Annotated in this window: 19 protein-coding genes; 12 read left to right on the plus strand and 7 right to left on the minus strand. The window is 66.3% G+C overall.

The window, feature by feature from the left end:
- Positions 1–93 precede the first annotated feature (93 nt).
- On the minus strand, positions 94–516 hold the full coding sequence (locus PDM29_RS09820) for a hypothetical protein (RefSeq protein WP_311193640.1): 423 nt from the start codon (positions 514–516) through the stop codon (positions 94–96).
- A gap of 113 nt (positions 517–629) precedes the next feature.
- On the opposite strand from PDM29_RS09820, the gene PDM29_RS09825 reads away from it, so the two are divergent.
- The 3 genes from PDM29_RS09825 (at position 630) to PDM29_RS09835 (ending at position 2,898) form a co-directional block, all read left to right on the plus strand.
- Positions 630–965, plus strand: coding sequence for a hypothetical protein (locus PDM29_RS09825; RefSeq protein ID WP_311193641.1), 336 nt, complete (start codon positions 630–632; stop codon positions 963–965).
- A 205-nt stretch (positions 966–1,170) separates the two neighbouring features.
- Positions 1,171–1,812, plus strand: coding sequence for a hypothetical protein (locus PDM29_RS09830; protein WP_311193642.1), 642 nt, complete (start codon positions 1,171–1,173; stop codon positions 1,810–1,812).
- 408 nt (positions 1,813–2,220) lie between these two features.
- A complete protein-coding gene (locus PDM29_RS09835; RefSeq protein WP_311193643.1) occupies positions 2,221–2,898 on the plus strand; it encodes a hypothetical protein in 678 nt (225 codons plus the stop codon).
- Between the two features lie 78 nt (positions 2,899–2,976).
- On the opposite strand, the gene dmeF is transcribed toward PDM29_RS09835, so the two are convergent.
- On the minus strand, positions 2,977–3,966 hold the full coding sequence (gene dmeF, locus PDM29_RS09840) for a CDF family Co(II)/Ni(II) efflux transporter DmeF (protein ID WP_311193644.1): 990 nt from the start codon (positions 3,964–3,966) through the stop codon (positions 2,977–2,979).
- 79 nt (positions 3,967–4,045) lie between these two features.
- Here dmeF and PDM29_RS09845 point away from each other — a divergent pair, with 79 nt between their 5' ends.
- On the plus strand, positions 4,046–4,321 hold the full coding sequence (locus tag PDM29_RS09845) for a metal/formaldehyde-sensitive transcriptional repressor (protein ID WP_311193645.1): 276 nt from the start codon (positions 4,046–4,048) through the stop codon (positions 4,319–4,321).
- A 983-nt stretch (positions 4,322–5,304) separates the two neighbouring features.
- On the plus strand, positions 5,305–5,418 hold the full coding sequence (locus PDM29_RS21125; protein ID WP_484606902.1) for a metal-sensitive transcriptional regulator: 114 nt from the start codon (positions 5,305–5,307) through the stop codon (positions 5,416–5,418).
- A gap of 279 nt (positions 5,419–5,697) precedes the next feature.
- Here the strand turns inward: PDM29_RS21125 and PDM29_RS09850 are convergent, their stop codons facing one another.
- Complete coding sequence (locus tag PDM29_RS09850; protein WP_311193646.1) at positions 5,698–6,072, minus strand: MerC domain-containing protein; 375 nt, start codon at positions 6,070–6,072, stop codon at positions 5,698–5,700.
- 67 nt (positions 6,073–6,139) lie between these two features.
- Between PDM29_RS09850 and PDM29_RS09855 the strand changes: the two genes are divergently transcribed.
- A complete protein-coding gene (locus PDM29_RS09855) occupies positions 6,140–7,471 on the plus strand; it encodes a GTP-binding protein (protein WP_311193647.1) in 1,332 nt (443 codons plus the stop codon).
- Between the two features lie 5 nt (positions 7,472–7,476).
- Here the strand turns inward: PDM29_RS09855 and PDM29_RS09860 are convergent, their stop codons facing one another.
- Together PDM29_RS09860 and PDM29_RS09865 are read right to left on the minus strand one after the other, a co-directional pair.
- Positions 7,477–9,066 (minus strand): ABC-F family ATP-binding cassette domain-containing protein, encoded by a 1,590-nt coding sequence (locus PDM29_RS09860; RefSeq protein ID WP_311193648.1) that lies wholly within the window; start codon positions 9,064–9,066, stop codon positions 7,477–7,479.
- A 222-nt stretch (positions 9,067–9,288) separates the two neighbouring features.
- The gene (locus PDM29_RS09865; protein ID WP_311193649.1) at positions 9,289–10,887 is read right to left on the minus strand and encodes an EAL domain-containing protein; all 1,599 of its coding nucleotides are present in this window, start codon (positions 10,885–10,887) and stop codon (positions 9,289–9,291) included.
- Positions 10,888–11,098: 211 nt separating this feature from the next.
- Here PDM29_RS09865 and PDM29_RS09870 point away from each other — a divergent pair, with 211 nt between their 5' ends.
- A complete protein-coding gene (locus tag PDM29_RS09870; protein WP_311193650.1) occupies positions 11,099–11,872 on the plus strand; it encodes a lytic transglycosylase domain-containing protein in 774 nt (257 codons plus the stop codon).
- 17 nt (positions 11,873–11,889) lie between these two features.
- Here the strand turns inward: PDM29_RS09870 and PDM29_RS09875 are convergent, their stop codons facing one another.
- Complete coding sequence (locus PDM29_RS09875; protein WP_311193651.1) at positions 11,890–13,362, minus strand: tetratricopeptide repeat protein; 1,473 nt, start codon at positions 13,360–13,362, stop codon at positions 11,890–11,892.
- A 127-nt stretch (positions 13,363–13,489) separates the two neighbouring features.
- On the opposite strand from PDM29_RS09875, the gene PDM29_RS09880 reads away from it, so the two are divergent.
- Positions 13,490–15,598, plus strand: coding sequence for a gluconolaconase (locus PDM29_RS09880; RefSeq protein WP_311193652.1), 2,109 nt, complete (start codon positions 13,490–13,492; stop codon positions 15,596–15,598).
- 9 nt (positions 15,599–15,607) lie between these two features.
- On the opposite strand, the gene PDM29_RS09885 is transcribed toward PDM29_RS09880, so the two are convergent.
- On the minus strand, positions 15,608–15,988 hold the full coding sequence (locus PDM29_RS09885; RefSeq protein ID WP_311193653.1) for a YciI family protein: 381 nt from the start codon (positions 15,986–15,988) through the stop codon (positions 15,608–15,610).
- A 212-nt stretch (positions 15,989–16,200) separates the two neighbouring features.
- Here PDM29_RS09885 and PDM29_RS09890 point away from each other — a divergent pair, with 212 nt between their 5' ends.
- The 4 genes from PDM29_RS09890 to PDM29_RS09905 are packed head-to-tail and all read left to right on the plus strand — an operon-like array spanning position 16,201 to position 18,777.
- Positions 16,201–16,632: a YciI family protein gene (locus PDM29_RS09890; RefSeq protein ID WP_311193654.1), complete on the plus strand. Its 432-nt coding sequence runs from the start codon at positions 16,201–16,203 to the stop codon at positions 16,630–16,632.
- A complete protein-coding gene (locus PDM29_RS09895) occupies positions 16,629–17,057 on the plus strand; it encodes a VOC family protein (protein WP_311193655.1) in 429 nt (142 codons plus the stop codon). The genes PDM29_RS09890 and PDM29_RS09895 overlap by 4 nt, the downstream gene beginning before the upstream one ends.
- A gap of 32 nt (positions 17,058–17,089) precedes the next feature.
- Complete coding sequence (locus PDM29_RS09900; RefSeq protein WP_311193656.1) at positions 17,090–17,506, plus strand: VOC family protein; 417 nt, start codon at positions 17,090–17,092, stop codon at positions 17,504–17,506.
- A gap of 59 nt (positions 17,507–17,565) precedes the next feature.
- Entirely contained in the window at positions 17,566–18,777 is a 1,212-nt protein-coding gene (locus PDM29_RS09905) for an RNA polymerase sigma factor (RefSeq protein WP_311193657.1), read from the plus strand.
- Positions 18,778–18,803: the final 26 nt, after the last annotated feature.

An 18,803-nucleotide genomic window follows, 5' to 3' on the forward strand; every position in this document is an offset into this window, starting at 1 on the left:
TCTCTCTTTCATTTTTGAGAACTGGGGCGACCGACTTGGGAAGTCGGGTCGCCGCTGGGTGATTGCTTCATCCATCTGGGCATTACTTGCGTGCTAGTCGCACCCGGTGCGGAACACCGGCCCCGCACCGATCAGCACCAGGGTCATGTAGTCGCTGTCCTTGGCCTTGCCTCGCAGCGTGGCATTGGACTTCAGGTGGAAGAGTCCGAACCCGCCACTGTTGCGCACCAGGGCACGGTCGATCTGGTCGGCATCGCTGGGGAAGTAGCTGGCCACTTCGTCGCGCTTGGCTTCCTGCAGCGGGGTGGCCTCGCGTTGCCACTGTTCGTCGCGGTTGAAGGACACGTAGTACCGGCCCTGTTCCTGGTCGATGCGGAAGTCGGCCGCCTTGCGCGGATGGGTGGCATAGCAGCCGAGCATCGGGTCGGCAGAGAAAACCGTGTCGCCGCCATTGCGTTTGTCGCAGCCGGCGAGCAGGGCCAGGGGGAATAGAAGCAGACAGGGCAAGGCGCGCATGGCGGTTCTCCTGACGGCAGATGTTGCGTCATAGTGCCGCACCCCGCGCGTGGGCGATGTGCAGAACCGGCAATGGTGTACGGTGGCAGCTGACTCGTTCACCTGTGCCGCCCATGTCCCGTCCTGCCCCTTCGATGCCGCCTTCCGTTTCCACGTCCAGAGTGCCCGGTACCCGAGCGCCGCTGTTGGGCGTGGGCAGCTTCCTGGTCGCCCCGGCGATGTTCGCGTTGGCCTATGCCGTGGGCCTGGCGTCGCCGGAAGTGGGGCAATGGTTGTTGAGCAATGCCGGCATCTCGCTCGGGGTGCTGGGCGCGTCCATCCTGGGCGTGATCGTGGGGCTGGGGTCGCGGGTGCGCGGCGAGCGCTGGCCGTGGCTGGGGACGGCGGGGGCGGTGTTCAGTTCGTTGCCGCTGGGACTGTTCCTGTTGGGGATGATTCTCAAGTTGTGATTGGCACCGCGGTGACACGCATGGCGTGTCACTACAGGCGTTGAGGGATTCCGTAGTGACACGCCATGCGTGTCAGCGGGACCCATCACCGTGCAACAAATACGAAATCATCATTGATGCTGCCTATCCTGGAACACACCGCACAGTTCCAGGCCCGCATCACCGCCAACCTCCCGCCTCCATCACCCACGAGGCAGGTACGCCCATGAGCTTCATCCTTGCACTGTTGCTGTCCGCACCCGTGCCCCTGATCGAACACGCAGACGGCTACTACCACGATCGCATCGAGCTGGACGCCGAAGGCAAAGAACGCGTGGTGCGAACCACCGAAGAACTCGATGCAAACGGCGTCATGCGCCAGGTAGAGCAGCGCATTCGCCATCTACATGGCAACACCTATTCCTTCGACTACGAAGACCAGAGCCAAGCCACGAAGGACTACTACCGCGCGCTGTGCGCCGAAAGCCGCATGGCACCGGCGCGCGGCGGCGAGACGACGTTCACCGCCATCTCCGCCTGGAGCTGCGTGCGCCAGGGTGGTCGCTCGGACCAGCCCCCCGGCTTCCTCGAAGCCCGCGCCCCACGGGGCTCCGGACCCCAAGGCCAGGAGTTCAGTGCCGCAGGAACCTTGCGTTACGAGACCACCGAGCCCGACGTGATCAGCGGGACGGTACGGGTGGATACCTGCAGCAGCCACTTCCTGCAGTACCACCCGGCCGCGTTCAAGGGCGAGTACAAGGCCTGGGTCACCTGCACCGTGCGCGATCGCGGTGAGGTTGCCACCGCACTGGATGCCTGCATCGCCAATCACTGTGTGGATGACAGTAGCAGCATGAGCATCCATTAGCGGCGGGCCGTGGTGATTCCGGTTCGCGCGCGGAATTGGGACGCACTGGATGGCATGCACGCTATATCTGACGTGCGGGATACGTAGAGCCGGGCTTGCCCGGCTGCTCCTGGCGGGTTACGTGGAAGGCTCAGCCGGGCAAGCCCGGCTCCACGACATGCGGCGCACGCACAATGGATTGATCGCGACACAATCGATGAATCGAATGTCGCAATCACCCGCCATGGAGGACGCCAGTTTTGTCCAACGGCGTTGCAGACGCTCTTGATGCACAAGGTCTTCAGCGCAGCGAACATTCCCCCACATTCCGGATCCGTTGAACTATTGACGTAGCGCACACTTCCACCGAAGCCATGCAGGAACACTTCGCGCTCCCAACCAACAAGGTCAATGCGCATGAAGTGTTTGATGTACCTGCTGCTGGCAAGCTCGTTCGCGGCGAGTGCGAGCGATTCCAGTTACTACACAGACCGCCCCGAAGTGGACGCTGCCGGAAACCGGGTGATCGTGCGGACGACAACGTTCGTGGATGCAACAGGGGCCACGAAGCACGTTGAGCAGCGCCTGGATCCGGTAGATGAAACCACCTTCATCTACGACCCCAGTATCCAGAGTGAAGCAACGAACCAGTACCACGAAGCGTTCTGTGCCGAGCATGGCGGCGTTCCGTCGCTTGACGGTGAAACCGTCCTGTCGGGTGCGATCAGCGGCTGGGCATGCAGCGGTCCACTGGAGCCGAACGATGGTGGGGTGGGCAGCACCGGGGCGGGCCGCAGCGTCCGCAACGACGCGCCTGATTGGGTCAGGTCCCAGGCCCCCAACGGTGTCGTCGCGGTCGGAAACTTCATCGCCTACGGGTATGTATCCGGTAAGAGCAGTCAGGCGGGCAGGCTCGCCACCAGCGTCACCGCAGACGGCGGCCGCTGCCGGATGTCGAAGAGCTGGACGTACTCCGGTCCATTCACCGCTTCACAGCAGGTGTGGGTGAACTGCCGAGTCGATCTCCCTCGCGTCATCTCGACCAGGACTGAAGCCTGTATTCCCAAGCGTTGCGATGCTCGCAACGGAGAGATGACCGTTCGTTGATCGCGCATTACGTAGAGCCGGGCTTGCCCGGCTGCTCTTGGCGGATTACGTGGAAGGCGCAGCCGGGCAAGCCCGGCTCTACGCAAGGCGGTGCACTTCCACCGTTATATGCACCAGCTCTTCGTGCACGGCCAAGGCGTCACGCAGCGTATCGGCTGAAACGTCGTCGGTGCTGACCACACTGGCCACCACCGCAAACTTGCCACGGCCCACCTGCCACACATGCAGGTCGGCCAGCTGCGCAGCCCACGGACCCTGCTCGATCACCTCGCGTACCTCGGCCACCACCGGCGCATCCATCTGCGCATCCAGAAGAATGCGGCCGGTGTCGCGCAGCAGGCCAATCGCCCAGACCGTCACCAGCACCGCCCCGACAATGCCCATCACCGGGTCCAGCCACGCCGCGCCCCATAGCTTGCCGCCGAACAAGGCCACGATCGCCAGTACCGAGGTGGCGGCGTCGGCGAGCACATGCAGGTAGGCCGAACGCAGGTTGAGATCCTGATGATGGCCGTGGCCGTGGTCACCATGGTGGTGGTGATCGTGATGCCCATGCTCATGCCCGTGGTGGGCATGACCATGAGCGTGCCCGTGCCCATGCGAATGCCCCGGGCTGTCATGCAGCCACCAGGCACAGACCAGGTTCACCACCAGCCCGACCACGGCAATGGTAATGGCCTGGTCGTAATGGATGCTGCTGGGCACGAGCAGCCGCTCCACCGACTGCACCGCCATCAGCAGGGCTACGCCCAGCAGGGCGATGGCGCTGGTATAGCCGCCCAGGATCTCGATCTTCCAGGTACCGAAGGCGAAGCGCCCGTCATGCGCGTAGCGGCGCGCGCAGGCATAGGCAAAGGCGGCCATGCCCAGTGCCAGCGCATGCGAGCTCATGTGCCAGCCATCGGCCAGCACCGCCATCGAGTTGAACCACCAGCCGCCCACGATCTCCACCACCATCATCACCGCGGTCAGGTACAGGGCCCGGCGGGTGCGGCGTTCGGCCAGCGGGTTGCCGTCGTCGAAGCGGTGGCTGTGGCTGCGGGCGTCAGCAGCGGAGGTCAGGGACATGGCGGGGCACGGCAGGGGAGGGCGAAGGTGTGCAATGTATACCCCCTAGGGGTATGAGTCCAGTGTATGCTCCGGCGCTATGGCACACGTCAACCAACACCGAAAAGCCCTCCTTGCCCGGGTCCGCCGCATGGCCGGGCAGGTAACTGCTCTGGAAACGGCTTTGCAGAACGAGGACGCCGACTGCAGCGAGGTGCTGGTCCAGGCCTCCGCGGTGCGCGGTGCCGCGCACGGGTTGTTGATGGCGCTGTTGGATGAGCACCTGCAGGCGCATGTGGTGTCGTCCGACGACCCGGCCGAGCGGGCGGAAGAAGCGCAGGTGCTGGTGAAGCTGTTGCGGGCTTACGGGCGCTGAGGGGCGGCGCCTCACGCACAACGAGTTGATCGCGACACAACCCATGAATCGAATGTCGTAATCGACCACCATGAAGTGAGTCTCTCTTTGCTCAAGCAGAGTGCCGATGCCCTTGATGCACAATGGATTGAACTACGCGGGCGTCATCAACAATTCTGAACGCCTTGAATTTTTGAACTGGCGCACACTTTTGGCCCGTTTGAGAAACAAGACTCGGCGCTCCCAATCGAGGAGTTTCGAGCCAATGAAGAGTTTGACCTGTCTCCTGCTGGTAACGTCTTTTGCAGCAGGTGCAACTGAGGAGAAGTCGTACTCAGACCGGCTTGACGTGGATTCCGCAGGAAACCGCATTGTGGTCCGAAGCAGTGCAATGCCTGATGCGCGCGGAGGTACGAGGTACGTGGAGCAGCGACTGGATCAAGTGGATTCAACGACCTACGTCTACGATCCCAGTATCCAAACTGAGGCGACACAGAAATATCACGAGGAGTTTTGCGCTCAACATGGAATGAAGCCATCTCTCGACGGGGAGTCCATCATCTCGGGTGCCGTGAGTGGTTGGGGGTGCCATCTACCGCGCAACGAGAATGAGCGAATCGATGAGGGTTCCATGGCAGTCGATGGAGTGGTCGGCAAGTCGTCGGACTACGTGTTCACCACTGCGCCTTCCGGATCGGTACCCGTCGGAAACTTTCTTGCATACGGAAGAGCTCAAGCCAGAAGCAGCGTAGCAGGTCCGCTGTCTGCGACGGTTTCCGCCGACAACGGTCGATGCCAATATCACCAAACGTGGCACTACGGCGGTGCATTCACCGACGATAGACATGTTTGGGTGAACTGTATTTCCGAAACCCCACGTTTCATCTCCACGCGAATGGAGGCTTGTGTTCCTCGGCAATGCGGACACGCGACTGGGACCATCTCTGTTCGCTGATGCATCGCGCCTCGTGAGCTCAATCTAGATCAGGTCAAGTGCTGGATTGATGGCGCTGTTGGATGAGCACCTGCAGGCGCATGTGGTGTCGTCCGACGACCCGGCCGAGCGGGCGGAAGAAGCGCAGGTGCTGGTGAAGCTGTTGCGGGCTTACGGGCGCTGAGGGGCGGCTTCGGGTTGGATCATGCGTTTACGTGCAGATCACCGTTATCGGCCGTCGTCTGTCGACCGACGCTACCAAAGCAGATGCCGGCCACGCCGCATTGAGCCCGACGGGCCGCGATGACGAACGCGCCACGACGCGCCCGTTACCCGACGCGCCGATGACGTAGAGCCGGGCTTGCCCGGCTGCTCTTGGCGGATTACGTGGAAGGCGCAGCCGGGCAAGCCCGGCTCTACATCGCCGCGTCCTTGATCGGAGTCACCTGCCACAGGGGGCTTATCAATGCCGGTGCTGCCGCCACGCGTTCCACACATGCGTGCCGGCCAGCAGCAGGCTCCCGCCCACCGTCATCGGGGTCTCCAAAGCATGGCTCGGCCACTCCGCCGCACCGGCCAGCAGGCACAGCAACCCGGCGACGGCGACCACACCCGCCCACATCGGCACCGGGTAGCGCAGGTGCGCGCGCCATAACGCCAACCCCGTGGTGGGGGCCGCAATCGCCACGAACAACACATGCACCCACTCGGCTTCGGCCCACACCCCCAGCAGGGGCAGAGCGGCAGCCAGCAAGGGCAGGGCCAGGCAATGCAGCAGGCATAACGCAGACAGGGCAATGGCTCCTGCGTCCAGCAGGGAGGCGTGGGGGTGTTTCATGGGTGGGGGCCCTTGGCTTTCGAGTGTTATACAGTAACATTCATTCCTTCTCCCAGCCGACCCTGCCATGAACACTGCATCCCCCTCTGCCGATCCGCGCCTGCCTGTCACCGTCCTGTCCGGTTTCCTGGGGGCGGGCAAGACCACCCTGCTCAACCAGTTGCTGCGCAACCGCCAGGGGCTGCGGGTGGCGGTGATCGTCAATGACATGAGCGAGATCAACGTGGACGCGCAACTGGTTCGCGACGGTGGCGCGGCGCTCAGCCGCACCGAGGAAACCCTGGTGGAGTTCAGCAATGGCTGCATCTGCTGCACGCTGCGTGACGACCTGCTGCAGGAGGTGAAACAGCTGGCGTCATCGGGCCGCTATGACTACCTGCTGATTGAATCCACCGGCATCGCCGAACCGATGCCGGTGGCGGCGACCTTCTCGGTGCGGGATGCCGACGGCTTCAGCCTCGGCGACATCGCGCGGCTGGATACGCTGGTGACGGTGGTGGACGGACAGAACTTCCTGCGTGATTTCGGCGGCACGGATCGCCTCGCAGATCGCGGCCAGCAGGCCGGCGAAGACGACGCGCGCGGTGTAGTCGACCTGCTCGCTGACCAGATCGAGTTCGCCAATGTGATCGTGGTGAGCAAGTGCGATGTGATCGACGACGAGTCCTTGCAGCAGACCCTGGCCGTGCTCCGCGCAATGAACCGCGACGCGCGGCTGGTGTTGTCGCGCCACGGGGAGGTACCTGCGCATGAACTGCTGGACACGAAGCGCTTCGACTTCGTGCGTGCACAGCTGGCACCGGGGTGGATGCAGGCGCTGCGTGGCGAGCACACGCCGGAGACCGAGGAATACAACATCAGCAGCTTCGTCTACCGCGCCCGCCGCCCGTTCCATCCGCAGCGTTTTGCGCGCGCGCTGGAAAGTGGCTTGAACAGCGTAATCCGCAGCAAGGGCTTCTTCTGGCTGACCAACCGCATGGACTGGGTGGGCGAACTGTCCAGCGTGGGCGCGTCCACCCGTACCCAGGCGGCGGGGTTCTGGTATGCGGCACGTGAGCGCGTGGATGCCGGGCTGGAAGACACCGTGCCGCTGCTGCCGCCGCCGCAGATTCCTTACACCGATGCCGGTTGGGTGCGCCAGCAGGCGTCATGCTGGACGGCTGCGCTGCCGGCCGCGCATGAGGTGGGTGACCCGGGTGAGTACGCCGCGATGCGCCGAATGTGGCATCCAGTGTGGGGCGATCGCCGCCAGGAACTGGCGGTTATCGGCGTGGCCATGAACGAGCGCGCCGTGCGCGCGGAGCTGGATGCGTGCCTGTTGAACGACGAGGAAATGCGCGCCGGGCCGATGGTGTGGCAGGTGTTGCCGGATGCATTCCCGGTGTGGGCGCGGGGGTGACGTGATCATGACGGGGGCATCTGCAATCGCTGCTCAATCCCCACCGCCTGCAACAACGCCTCATCGTGCGAAACGATCACCAGCGCACCGCCATACCCACGCAGCATCTCCTCCAACGCCGCCAGCGACGGAAGATCCAGGTGATTGCCCGGCTCATCCAGCAGCAACAGCTGCGGCGGCTGCTCCGCATACAGCACCGCCGCCAGCGCGGCCTTCATCCGCTCGCCCCCGCTCAGCGTGTTCAGCGGACGCAGGCTGCGCTCGGCATCCAGCCCCAGCAGCGCAAGCCGCGTGCGCAGCACGCCTTCGCCCGCCGTCGGGTTCGCCTGCAGCAGCAGTTCCAGCGCACTCTGCTGCGCCGGCAACGACGACAGGGTCTGATCCAGATACGCAGTGGTCGCCGCACGCCGCACCTCACCTGAGGCGGGCGGCAGCACACCGGCCAGCACCCGCAGCAACGTCGACTTGCCGCTACCGTTGGCCCCACACACCGCCAGCCGCATGCCGCGCGTAACGCGCAGCTCGATGTGCCCCTGCGTTGCCGGAAGATGCGGCAACTGCACCTGCCGCAGCTCGGCGCACACCTGCGGTCCCGGCGCACTCAACGCGGGACCGAGCAGCGCCACCTGCACATCGGCTTCCACCTGCGCCGCGGCTTCGCGCACCCGCGCATCACCTTCGGCGCGCCGCTGCGCCAGCTGTGCCTGCAGCCGCCCCGCACTGTGCTCGCTGCGGTTCTTCATGCCCCCCAGCAGAATGGGAGCCTGGTTCGCGGTACGCGCGTCCCGCGTGGCCCGTGCCTGACGATGCGCCTGGCGTTCGCGCTGCTCCCGCTCGGCATGCTGCTGTTGTCGGCGCTCGTGCTTGCGCAGGGCCAGCTCGGCTTCGGCCGCGCGCTGCGCCTGTTGCTTCTGCTGCGCATACACCTCGAAGTTGCCACCGTAGCTGTGCAGGCCGCCCGGGGTGAGCTCGACGATGCGCTGCATCTGCTGCAGCAGGGCACGGTCGTGGCTGATCACCACCAACCCGCCGCGCCACTGTTGCAGAGCCTCGATCAGGCGGTGGCGATGCGCGCTGTCCAGGTGATTGCTGGGTTCATCCAGCACCAGGGCGTCGGCGTCGGAAAGCAGCGCACCGGCCAGTGCCACCTGCATGGCCTGGCCGCCGCTCAGCTGGCGTGCGGGGGCGTCCGGGTCGAGCGGCGGCAGGCCGAGTTGCTGCCACTGGGCCTGCAGCTGCTCGCGCAGGGTCCAACGCTCCCCCACGGCGGTGAAGTCATCCGGGTCCACGCTGCCGGCCTCGATTCGGGCCAGCGCATCCAGCACCGGTGCCACCCCGGCGAGGTCGGCAATGCGTCCGGGTACTTCGCCGCTGTGCTGGGCGAGCAGATGTACCCGGCCGTGGCGCTGGATGTGCCCGGCGCTGGGTGTCAGCTGCCCGGCCAGCAGACGGCCGAGCACGCTTTTGCCCACGCCGTTGCGACCGACCAGCCCGGTCGGGGTGGTGTCAAAGCTGGTGGAAAGTTCAGAAAACAGGACCCGCCCGTCGGGCAGGGTGTAGGTCACGCGGTCGAGCGTGAGTGCGAATGCGGTCATGCGACCTCCATGGATGCCTTGGAAACCCCGCGACGTACCGCCCGGTAGGGCAGGCGGGAAGGGAGTCAGGCCGTCATTGCGACGGCGGCATCAATGGCGCATCGGGGCACACCTCAACACAAGGCGGCTGGCTGCCGCGCGGTCATTATAGCGATGGAGGATGAACGCCCGCGGCGGATGACGTCGGCGCGTCCAGCCGGGCAAGCCCGGCTCTACGTGCGATCACTCGTGCGCGCTGTTGGGGTTCTGCATGTTTTCCTTGGCTTTGCCGTACTGCTTCAGCCGCTGCTCGTGGTAGCGGATGAACTCCTCGGCCGGCAACGGCTTCGAGAACAGCCAGCCCTGGCCGAATTCCACCTGCCGGGCCTGCAGATAGGCCAGCTGGGCAGAGGTCTCCACGCCCTCGGCCACGGTGAACAGCCCCAGCGTCTTGGCCATGTCGATGATGTGCGAGGTGACCGGGCTGGTGGCGCTGTGGGTGCCGATGGCTTCAATGAACGACTTGTCGATCTTCAAGGCATCCAGCGGCAGGGTCTGCAGGTACTGCAGGCTGGAATAACCGACCCCGAAGTCGTCGATGGCCACGCAATGGCCGGCACGCCGGGCGGCCGCCAGCGAGGTGCGTGCGCCCTGGATGTCGATGAAGCCACGCTCGGTGGCCTCCAGCCAGATCTGCTGCGGATGGATGCCGGTGCCCTGCAGCTTGGCAGACAGCACCTTCAACGCCCGCCCACTGCCGACGTCGCCTGCGGACAGGTTGATGGCGATATGCGCGCTGCGGTCGCGCACCAGCAGCTCGCGCATGTCCTGGATGACCTGGTCGATGACGTGATCGGTCAACGCGTTGATCAGGCCGGTTTCCTCGGCCACCGGAATGAACAGATCCGGCCGCACCGAGGTGCCGTCGGGGCGGGACCAGCGCACCAGCGATTCGGCACCCACGCAGATGCCGGTGTCCAGTTCGATGATGGGCTGGTACTGCATGCTGAACTCACCCCGGCGCACTGCGCTGGTCAGTTCACTGCGCAGGGTCATGCGCCGCCGTGACAGCCACCAGACACCGAACACGCCGAACGCCGCGCCGGCCACGCCCAGCGGCAGCAGCTGCATCAGCTGGCGATACAAGCTGGTGCGGAAGTCGGTGCGCGGAGAGACCGCGATTGCCAGCCACTCCTGGTCCTGCGCGGTGGCGTACCAGCTGCGCGCTGTGCGCCCGCTGGACGGCTTGCGCAGCAGGTCCAGCAGCAGGTTCTGGTCGGGCAGTGCCTGCTGCACGAGCAGGCGGCCGTCCGGCGTGGCCACAGCCAGCCGCACGTTGGGGTCGGCAATGACGTCAACGAAGCGGCTGGGATCCATGATGATGTCGTGCCGGCCCAGCTGCACCGCCACCATCGGGCTGCCGTCGCCGGCCTGTGGGCGCACGCCCAGGGAGATGCCGGCCCCGTCGGCGGTGACGTGGTCGGGCAGGGGTTCGGGGATGTCGTCTTCAGTCAGTCCCCACGACGTACAGCGCAGCCGGCCGGCTTCGAAGTAGCCGACCTGCTCGGCCGAATGGGTGCTGACCGCCAGGTTGCGCATCAACTGCATATGCTCAGGCGAACAGGGCGGCAACGGGGTCTGGTTGAGCTTGCGCAGGGCCATCAGACCGCCTTCGTAAGCGCGGTGCGCACGCAGCAGGGTGCGCTCTGCGGTGCTGGCCAAGGTGCGCTGTTCGTGCTCCTGCTGCCGTGCCCAGGTGAAGTACGCCACCGTGAGAACGGGGACGACCGCGCCGATGAGGGCGGCAAGCACGATGGCGGCGATGATCCTGGCGCGCTTCAAGCTAACCTCGGTGCAGTCGGGTGTAGGGGGTGCGGTTATGACACCACCCGCAGGCGGCTATGGGAACAGAACTTCACTCAGAACGCTGTCGGGATTTGCCCAGTGTCGGTATCAGGACGCATGAACGAGGTGAAGCCGTCACCGGGCCATCATCGGTACGGCCGGATCATCCCGCCACCGCTCGCCGCGCCCGCCCTGCGGGCCTTTCCCCATGACGCGTCCGTTGCCTGTCGCTTTGGCCCTGTTGTCGCTGCTGCCAGGTGCGCCGGCAGTGGCACGCACGGTCTATCGTTGCGTGCAGAACAACACCGTCAGCCTGGCCACCGCGCCGGAGCCGGGCTCGAAATGCACCGCCGAGCAGGTGGACGACAACGCGGTGCAGGCCCCCAACCTGTGGGGCAACATGGGGGTGTTCAGCGGCACCTTGTACGAACGCGAGCAGGACGGCGTACTGGTGTACTCCACCCGCAACCTGCCGGGCTCGCGGGTGTTCCTGAAGTTCACCGTGACCACCCCGCCGGGCGAACCGGCGCACCCGGGGCTGGGCAAGGTGGGGCCGGCGCAGTTGAACCGCCACGCGCGCCAGTTCAAGGCCGCAGCCCGGGCCACCGGCGTGGAAGACGCCTGGCTGCGGGCCATCGCCCATGCCGAAAGCAACTTCGACGCGGCTGCGGTGTCCCCCAAGGGCGCGCAGGGGGTGATGCAGCTGATGCCCGATACGGCCACCGAGATGGGGGTGACCGACCCGTTCTCGGCCGAGCAGTCGATCAGCGGCGGGGCGCGCTACCTGCAGGCGCTGCTGAAGCGCTACAAGGGCGACCGCACGCTGGCGGCTGCTGCCTACAACGCTGGCATCGGCGCGGTGACCCGCTACAAGGGCGTGCCACCGTATGCGGAAACGCTGGCTTACGTGGAAAAGGTCAGCGCACTGTACGTACGCTACCGCGACGCGATGGGCGGCGCGCCGCAGACGCCGGCGCGCTGATTTCGCGCTACAGGCATTTACTCGGAGTAGAGCGCGTAGCTTTCAATGCGCCCGACTTTCTCCGCGGCGGCGATCACATCCGCGCGCGCCTTGAACTGCTTCCAGCTGGCATGGAAGTCCTTGTCGCCCGGTAGTTCCGGCCGCTCGCGCAGCTGCTGCAGCTCCAGCAGCGCCGAACCCCGCTCATACGGGTCGGCAAGACGTTCGGCCAGCACGGCAGCGGCTTCGTCCAGGCGGTGATCGGTCACCAGCCCCAGCATCGTGTAGGCGGGAGCCTGCGCGCGCACGGCGGCCAGCGCGTTGTGCGCCTGTTGCTGTGCATCGGCATCGGCCAGCTGCTGGGCGGCCTGCAGCAGGATCACCTGGGTCATGCCCTCGCCTTGAACGGACAGCTCGCCCATGTCCCTGAGGGTCTGGCGGGCCAGTGCCGGGCGATGCAGCCCGGTGTAGCTGCTGGCCAGGCGCAGCTTCTGTTCGGTGTCGTCGCCCGGCGAGGCCATGCGGGTGGCCAGCTCCTGGGTCTGGATGGCCTCGTCGTTTCGGCCCAGCTGCCAGAATGCGCGGGCGCGGGCGTTAAGCATCATCCCGACGGGACGCGCTTCCTCCGCTTCAGGCAGGGACCGCGCCTGTGCGGCGAAATCGCCCAGCGACTGGGTCATGCCGACAACGTCTTCGGCTTGACCGGTGACCAGCAGTGCATTGGCCAGTGCGACGGCGGCCTCGTTCAAGCCGGGTGACAGCATGGTTTCCACCCGCATCTGGTCGATGTAGCGCTGCGCTGCGGCGACCGGATCGAAGCGGGCGTCGCCGCGTTGGATGAAGCGGTCAAAGCGCTTGTCGGCGCGCAGCTGTATCAGCGGCAGCGGCGCGTCCACGCGCTCCAGCGTGGCGGCCACGCGGTCGGACTGCGGGCTTTCCACCTGCAGCTCTGCCAGGTCGACCCAGTACCAGATGGGTTCGATGCCATCGGGCTTCCAGTGCTGATCGAACAGCCCCTGCAGCAGTGCCAGCCGTCGGGCGGGGTCTTTGCGCAGATGCATGCTGATGTACCACACCTGGTCTTCGGCCAGTGCCGGCGTGTCCTTGCTGTCGCGGATGGCGCGGATCATGTTGTCGGCGGCCGCGTCCAGCTGGCCGCGTGATATCTGGTGTCCCGCCAGCAACAGTCGGGCCTCGGCGTAGTCCGGTTTGATGTCCAGCGCCTTCTGCACGCGTTGCTCAGCCAGCGTGTCGTCACCCTGCACGCCAGCGGCAATCGCGGCATGTGCCCACACCTCACTGCGGGACTCCGGTTCCAGCGTCTCCAGACGCGGGTCGGCCAGCAGGCGTTCGTAGGCAATGGCAGCGCCGAGCGAGTCGCCCTGGGCCACCTGATTGGAGGCTGCCTGCAGCGCTTCGTTGAAGGCCGGATCGACGCCTGCCGCCGCGATGGCAGGCAACAGACACAGCGACAGCATCACGGCCAGTGCGTTACGGCGACAGCGGGACATGCAGGGCGTCCTTCCTTGGGGGCGATGCCCGATTGAAACCGGAACACGCCAGCAGCACAAGCGCAGGGCTGGGCAGCACGGATGTCAGCGGCTAAGGTCAACGGCTGGAATCATGACAGGGACGCCGATGACGCGCGCACGATGGGCAGGGATCGCGGTGGTGGCAGCGGCCACGCTGGCAGCACTGGCATGGACATTCCTGCGCAGCGACCCGGTACCGGAACCGCCGCCAGGACCGCTGCCGACGCCGCTGGGCTGGATCGCGCAGATCGACCTGCTGGCGGGCGACGGCGTGGGTGGGCTGCAGGAGGGCGCAGGCGTGCAGGCGCGCTTTGCCGACCCCTACGGCCTGGTGGTGGACGCCCAGGGCGTGGTCTACGTGGCCGACGCCGGCGACAACAACCGGATCCGGCGCATCCATCCGGACGGCCGGGTGGATACCCTGGCCGGGCAGGGCGAAGGCTGGCGCGATGGTCCGGCGCTGCAGGCGCAGTTCAACACGCCCTCGCAGATCGCACTGGACGCGGCGGGCAACCTGTTCGTGGCCGACACCGGCAACCATGTGATCCGCCGTATCAGCGTGGACGGCACCGTCAGCACGCTGGCCGGCGACGGCCAGCCGGGCTTTGCCGATGGCGCGGCCGCGCAGGCGCGCTTCAACGGGCCGATGGGCGTGGCGGTGGATGCCCAGGGGCGGGTATTTGTGGCCGACACCTGGAACGACCGCATCCGCGTGATTGAAACGGACGGCCAGGTGCGCACGCTGGCCGGTGGCGACGCGCCCGGCAACGTGGACGGAGCCGGCATCGGCGCACGCTTCGACACGCCGGTGTCGCTGGCGTGGGACAGCCACGGCAATCTGCTGATTGCCGACCTGTACAACAACGCGGTGCGCCGTTTGGCCGCCAACGGCACGGTGGATACGCGGGTGCCGGCAGGCGGGCTGGTGAGTGGGCCGATGGCGTTGGCAGTCACCCATGATGACGTGCTCTACGTCAGCGACATCAACGGCAAGCTGGTGCAGATTTCCGCCTACGGCCATGCAGTGGCACTGGTGGGCGTGCCGCCGCAGCCGCGTTTCTCACGGCCGTCCGCGCTGGCGTTGGATGCCGACGGTGGGCTGTACCTTGCCGATGCCGCGTCCTACCGCGTACACCACCTGCACCCGGTGGTAGTGCCGGGTCTTGCCCGGCAGGAAACGCCGACCACCCCACCGCCAGCCCTGATCGGCCCCGCCCCGGACGCCCCCTTACCGGCCACCGAAGGCCGCTGGCCGTTAGACCCCCAACAAGGCTGGCACGAAGTAGTCGGCACCCTCGGCGAAGTCCGCGGCAGCTTCAAAGGCGAAAGCCGGCACCACCTGCACGACGGCTTCGACATCCGCGGTGACGTCGGGCAGACCGTGCGAGCGGTGGCCGACGGCAAGGTGAGCAGCCCGTTCGGCGCGTGGTCGGTCGGCGACCAGGCCGAGGGGCTGGCACTGGACCGCATCCGCTACATCCACATGAAAGTCGGCCGCGATCCGCAGGGCCGCGCTTTCGACGCACGCTGGCCGCAACTATTGGACCTGGACGGCAAGCTGGAACGCGTGCGCGTGCGTCGCGGTACCCGCTTCCAGGCCGGCGATCCGCTGGGCAGCATCAACCGCATGGCGCACGTGCACCTGAGCGTCGGGGCCAGCGGCTTCGAACGCAACGCGGTGGCGCTGGGCTTCACCGGCTACGCCGACGCCTTCGCGCCGCGCATCACCGGCGTTGAAGTGCTGGATGATGCCGACCAGCCGATCACGCCGGGCGCGGATGGACGCGTGCCGATCTCGAGGCTGGGGCCGGGTGTGCAGATCGTGGTCGAGGCCTGGGACCAGGTGGACCACAACCTGCCGCGTCGTCGGCTTGGCTTGTACCAGGTGGGTTACCAGATTCTGGATGCCGCAGGCCAGCCGCTGCTGGGTTACGAGCAGCCGCGCTTCAACATCGTGTTCAACCGCATGCCGCGCGAGCGCAGTGCCACCTTGGTGGCGTATGCGCCCGACAGCGGCATCACCGTGCACGGCAGTGCGGTGACCCGGTTCCGGTATCTGGTGACCAACACCGTGCGCGATGGGCTGGTGGAAACCGGGCGTTGGTTGCCTGAAGCATTACCCGCAGGGGATTACATCATCCGCGGCAGTGCGCGCGATTACAGCGGAAACGAAGCCGTAGGCCCACGTGATCTGAAGGTGACCGTGCTGCCGTAACGCCCGGCTCTACGCGGCTGCGCTCACCCGTACCCGCTCTGCCTCCATATCCGCCACCGGCCGCACCTCGATACTGCCGTACCGCGACCACGGGAACTCGCGCGCAATCCGCATCGCTTCATCGGCATCGCGCGCGTTGATCAGATTGAACCCGGCCAGGAACTCACGCGTCTCCGCAAACGGGCCATCGGTGATCCGCGTCTGCGCCTGACGCACACGCAACGTGCGCGCCTGTTCCACCGGCTGCAGCTGCTGCGACATCACCAGGACGCCCTGGGCCTGCAGTTCGTCGGCATGGGCCAGACAGCCCCGCATCTCGGCGTCGTACTCCTCGGCCGGAAGCGCCTGGATCAGTTCCGGGTCGATGTTGATCAGCAGCAGGAATTGCATGGGCGCACCACCGGCAGCGGGGGAAGCACCCATGATGCCGCAGCCGGCGCGGCACCTGTGTTGCAGTGCGGCAGTGGCCGCCTGTTCAGGCCATAACCGTCACCACGTGACGGGATCGAAATATTTTTTGCCGGGGATGTCGATCTGGGCTCCACTGGTGCGTCGTATGTCATGAAGGGCCCCCGAACCGGGCCCGTGAACAGGACACGGCAATGAAAGTGATGGTGATCGTCAAAGCCAGCCCGGACACCGAAGCCGGGGTGATGCCCACCGAGGCGGAACTGGCCGCCATGGGCAACTTCAACGAACAGCTGGTAAACGCCGGGATCATGCTGGCCGGCGAGGGCCTGCAGCCGAGCCACCGCGGCCACCGGGTGGTGTACGGCGGGACGGCCCCGCGGGTCATCGACGGCCCGTTCGCCGAAACCCGCGAGCTGATCGCCGGCTTCTGGCTGTGGCAGGTGCGCTCGATGGATGAGGCGCTGGAGTGGGCCAAGCGCGCCCCGTTCGCGCCCAACGATGTGGTTGAACTGCGCCCGCTGTTTGACATGGACGACTTTGGCGAAGCCTTCACCCCGGAATTACGTGCGCAGGAACAGCGTCTGCGCGATCAGATTGAACACAACGACGGAGAAACCCGATGAAACTGATTCCCTTCCTGGGCTTCAATGGCCAGACCCACGAAGCCATGGCGTTCTACGCCAAGGTGCTGCGCGGCAACGTCACCTCGGAAACGAAATACGGCGACATGCCGCCTAGCGACAACATGGATGGCTGCGGCGACGCCCCCGGTCCGCTGGACCCGAACCTGGTGGCGCACAGCCAGCTGGAAGTGGGCGATGCTGTGCTGATGGCCGCCGACGGTCCGCCGTCCGACGGTGCCGGCACCACCACCATCAACATCGACGTGGACAGCATTGAAGAAGCCGAACGGGTGTTCAAGGAGCTGTCCGAAGGCGGCAAGGTCACCATGCCGATCGGCGAAACGTTTTGGGCGCACCGCTGGGGCATGCTGGAAGACAAGTACGGCAAGCCGTGGATGGTCAACTGCATGAAGCCGTTCCCGTAACGCCTGCGCCCTCTGACACCTGGAATGTCCGAATGAAACTGACCAACGAACAAATGATCTTCGTCAACCTGCCTGTCGAAGACCTCGAGCGCAGCAAGTCCTTCTACACCGCGCTCGGCTATACCCTCAACCCCACCTTCTCCAACGACGACGGTGCCTGCATCGTGATCAGCGAGCACATCTTCGTCATGGTGCTGCGCAAGCCGTTCTTCGAGACCTTCATCAGCAAGCCGATCGCCGACACCCACGCCACCGCAGCGGTGATCAACGCACTGTCGGCAACCAGCCGCGAAGCGGTGGACGCACAGCTGGAGAAGGCACTGAAAGCGGGCGGCACCGAACCGCAGCCGCCTCGCGACTACGGCTTCATGTACCAGCGCAGCTTCCAGGATCCGGACGGGCATCTGTGGGAAGTGGCGCACATGGATATGGACGCCGCGCCGGGCTGAGTGGTTTCATTCCCGGCATGGATGCCACGCTGACGCAACGACTGGATACTCTCTGGCGCATGGAAGCGCCGGCTCTGATCGCACGCCTGGCACGCATGCTGGGCGGCGACGTGGGGCGGGCCGAAGAACTGGTCCAGGACACCTGGCTGTCCGCGCTGGAGCGCTGGCCGGCGCAGGGCGTGCCGGACAATCCCGGAGCGTGGCTGATGACCACCGCGCGCAACCGCGCCATCGACGTGCTGCGCCAGCACCAGCGGGTGGCGGGGCAGCACGCGCAATGGGGCAGCGAACTGGAACCACAGCCGTTGCCGCTGCCCGACGACACTGAGGCGCTGGGCGACGATATCGGCGATGACCTGCTTCGGCTGATCTTCGTGGCCTGTCACCCGGTGCTGGGTGCAGACGCACGCGTCGCGCTGACCCTGCGCCTGCTCGGCGGGCTGACCACCGACGAGATCGCACGCGCCTTCCTGCAGCCGGAGCCGACCATCGCCCAGCGCATCGTGCGGGCCAAACGCACCCTGGCCAGCAAGCAGGTGCCGTTTGAGGTGCCGCGCCAGGCGGCGCTGCCGGAGCGGTTGGCGTCGGTGCTGGAAGTGGTCTACCTGGTGTTCAACGAAGGCTATGCGGCCAGCAGCGGCGACGATTGGATGCGCCCGGCGCTGTGCGAAGAGGCGTTGCGGCTGGGCCGCATCCTGCAGCAGCGCCTGCCGGTGTGGCCGCAGGTGCACGGCCTGCTGGCGTTGATGGAACTGCAGGCCTCGCGTGCACGGGCGCGGGTGGATGCGGAGGGCAACCCGATTCTGCTGCCCGACCAGGACCGCAGCCGCTGGGACCACCTGCAGGTAGCCCGGGGGCAGGCGGCGCTGCGCCGCGCGCTGGAACTGGGCGGCGCGAGCGATCCGTACGTACTGCAGGCGGCAATCGCCGATTGCCATGCCCGTGCGCGGCGGCTGGAGGACACCGACTGGGCGCAGATGGCCGCGTTGTATGCGCGGCTGGCGCAGGTGAATCCGTCGCCGGTGGTGGAGCTCAATCGGGCCGTGGCGGTGTCGCGGGCGGCTGGTGCCGCGGCGGCGTGGCCGCTGGTGGAGGCGTTGGCGGCCGATGGTCGGCTGCGCGAGTACGCGCCGCTGGCGGCGGTGCAGGGCGACCTGTTGTCGCAGCTGGGGCGGTCGCAGGAGGCGGCGGAGGCGTTTGCGCGGGCGGCGGAATTGACCACGAATGTGCGCGAGAAGGCGTTGTTGGAGGCCAAAGCAAGGCAACCGTAGGGACACGCCATGCGTGTCCGCGCGGT

It is taken from the genome of Stenotrophomonas oahuensis, from assembly GCF_031834595.1.
Classification (GTDB): Bacteria; Pseudomonadota; Gammaproteobacteria; order Xanthomonadales; family Xanthomonadaceae; genus Stenotrophomonas; species Stenotrophomonas oahuensis.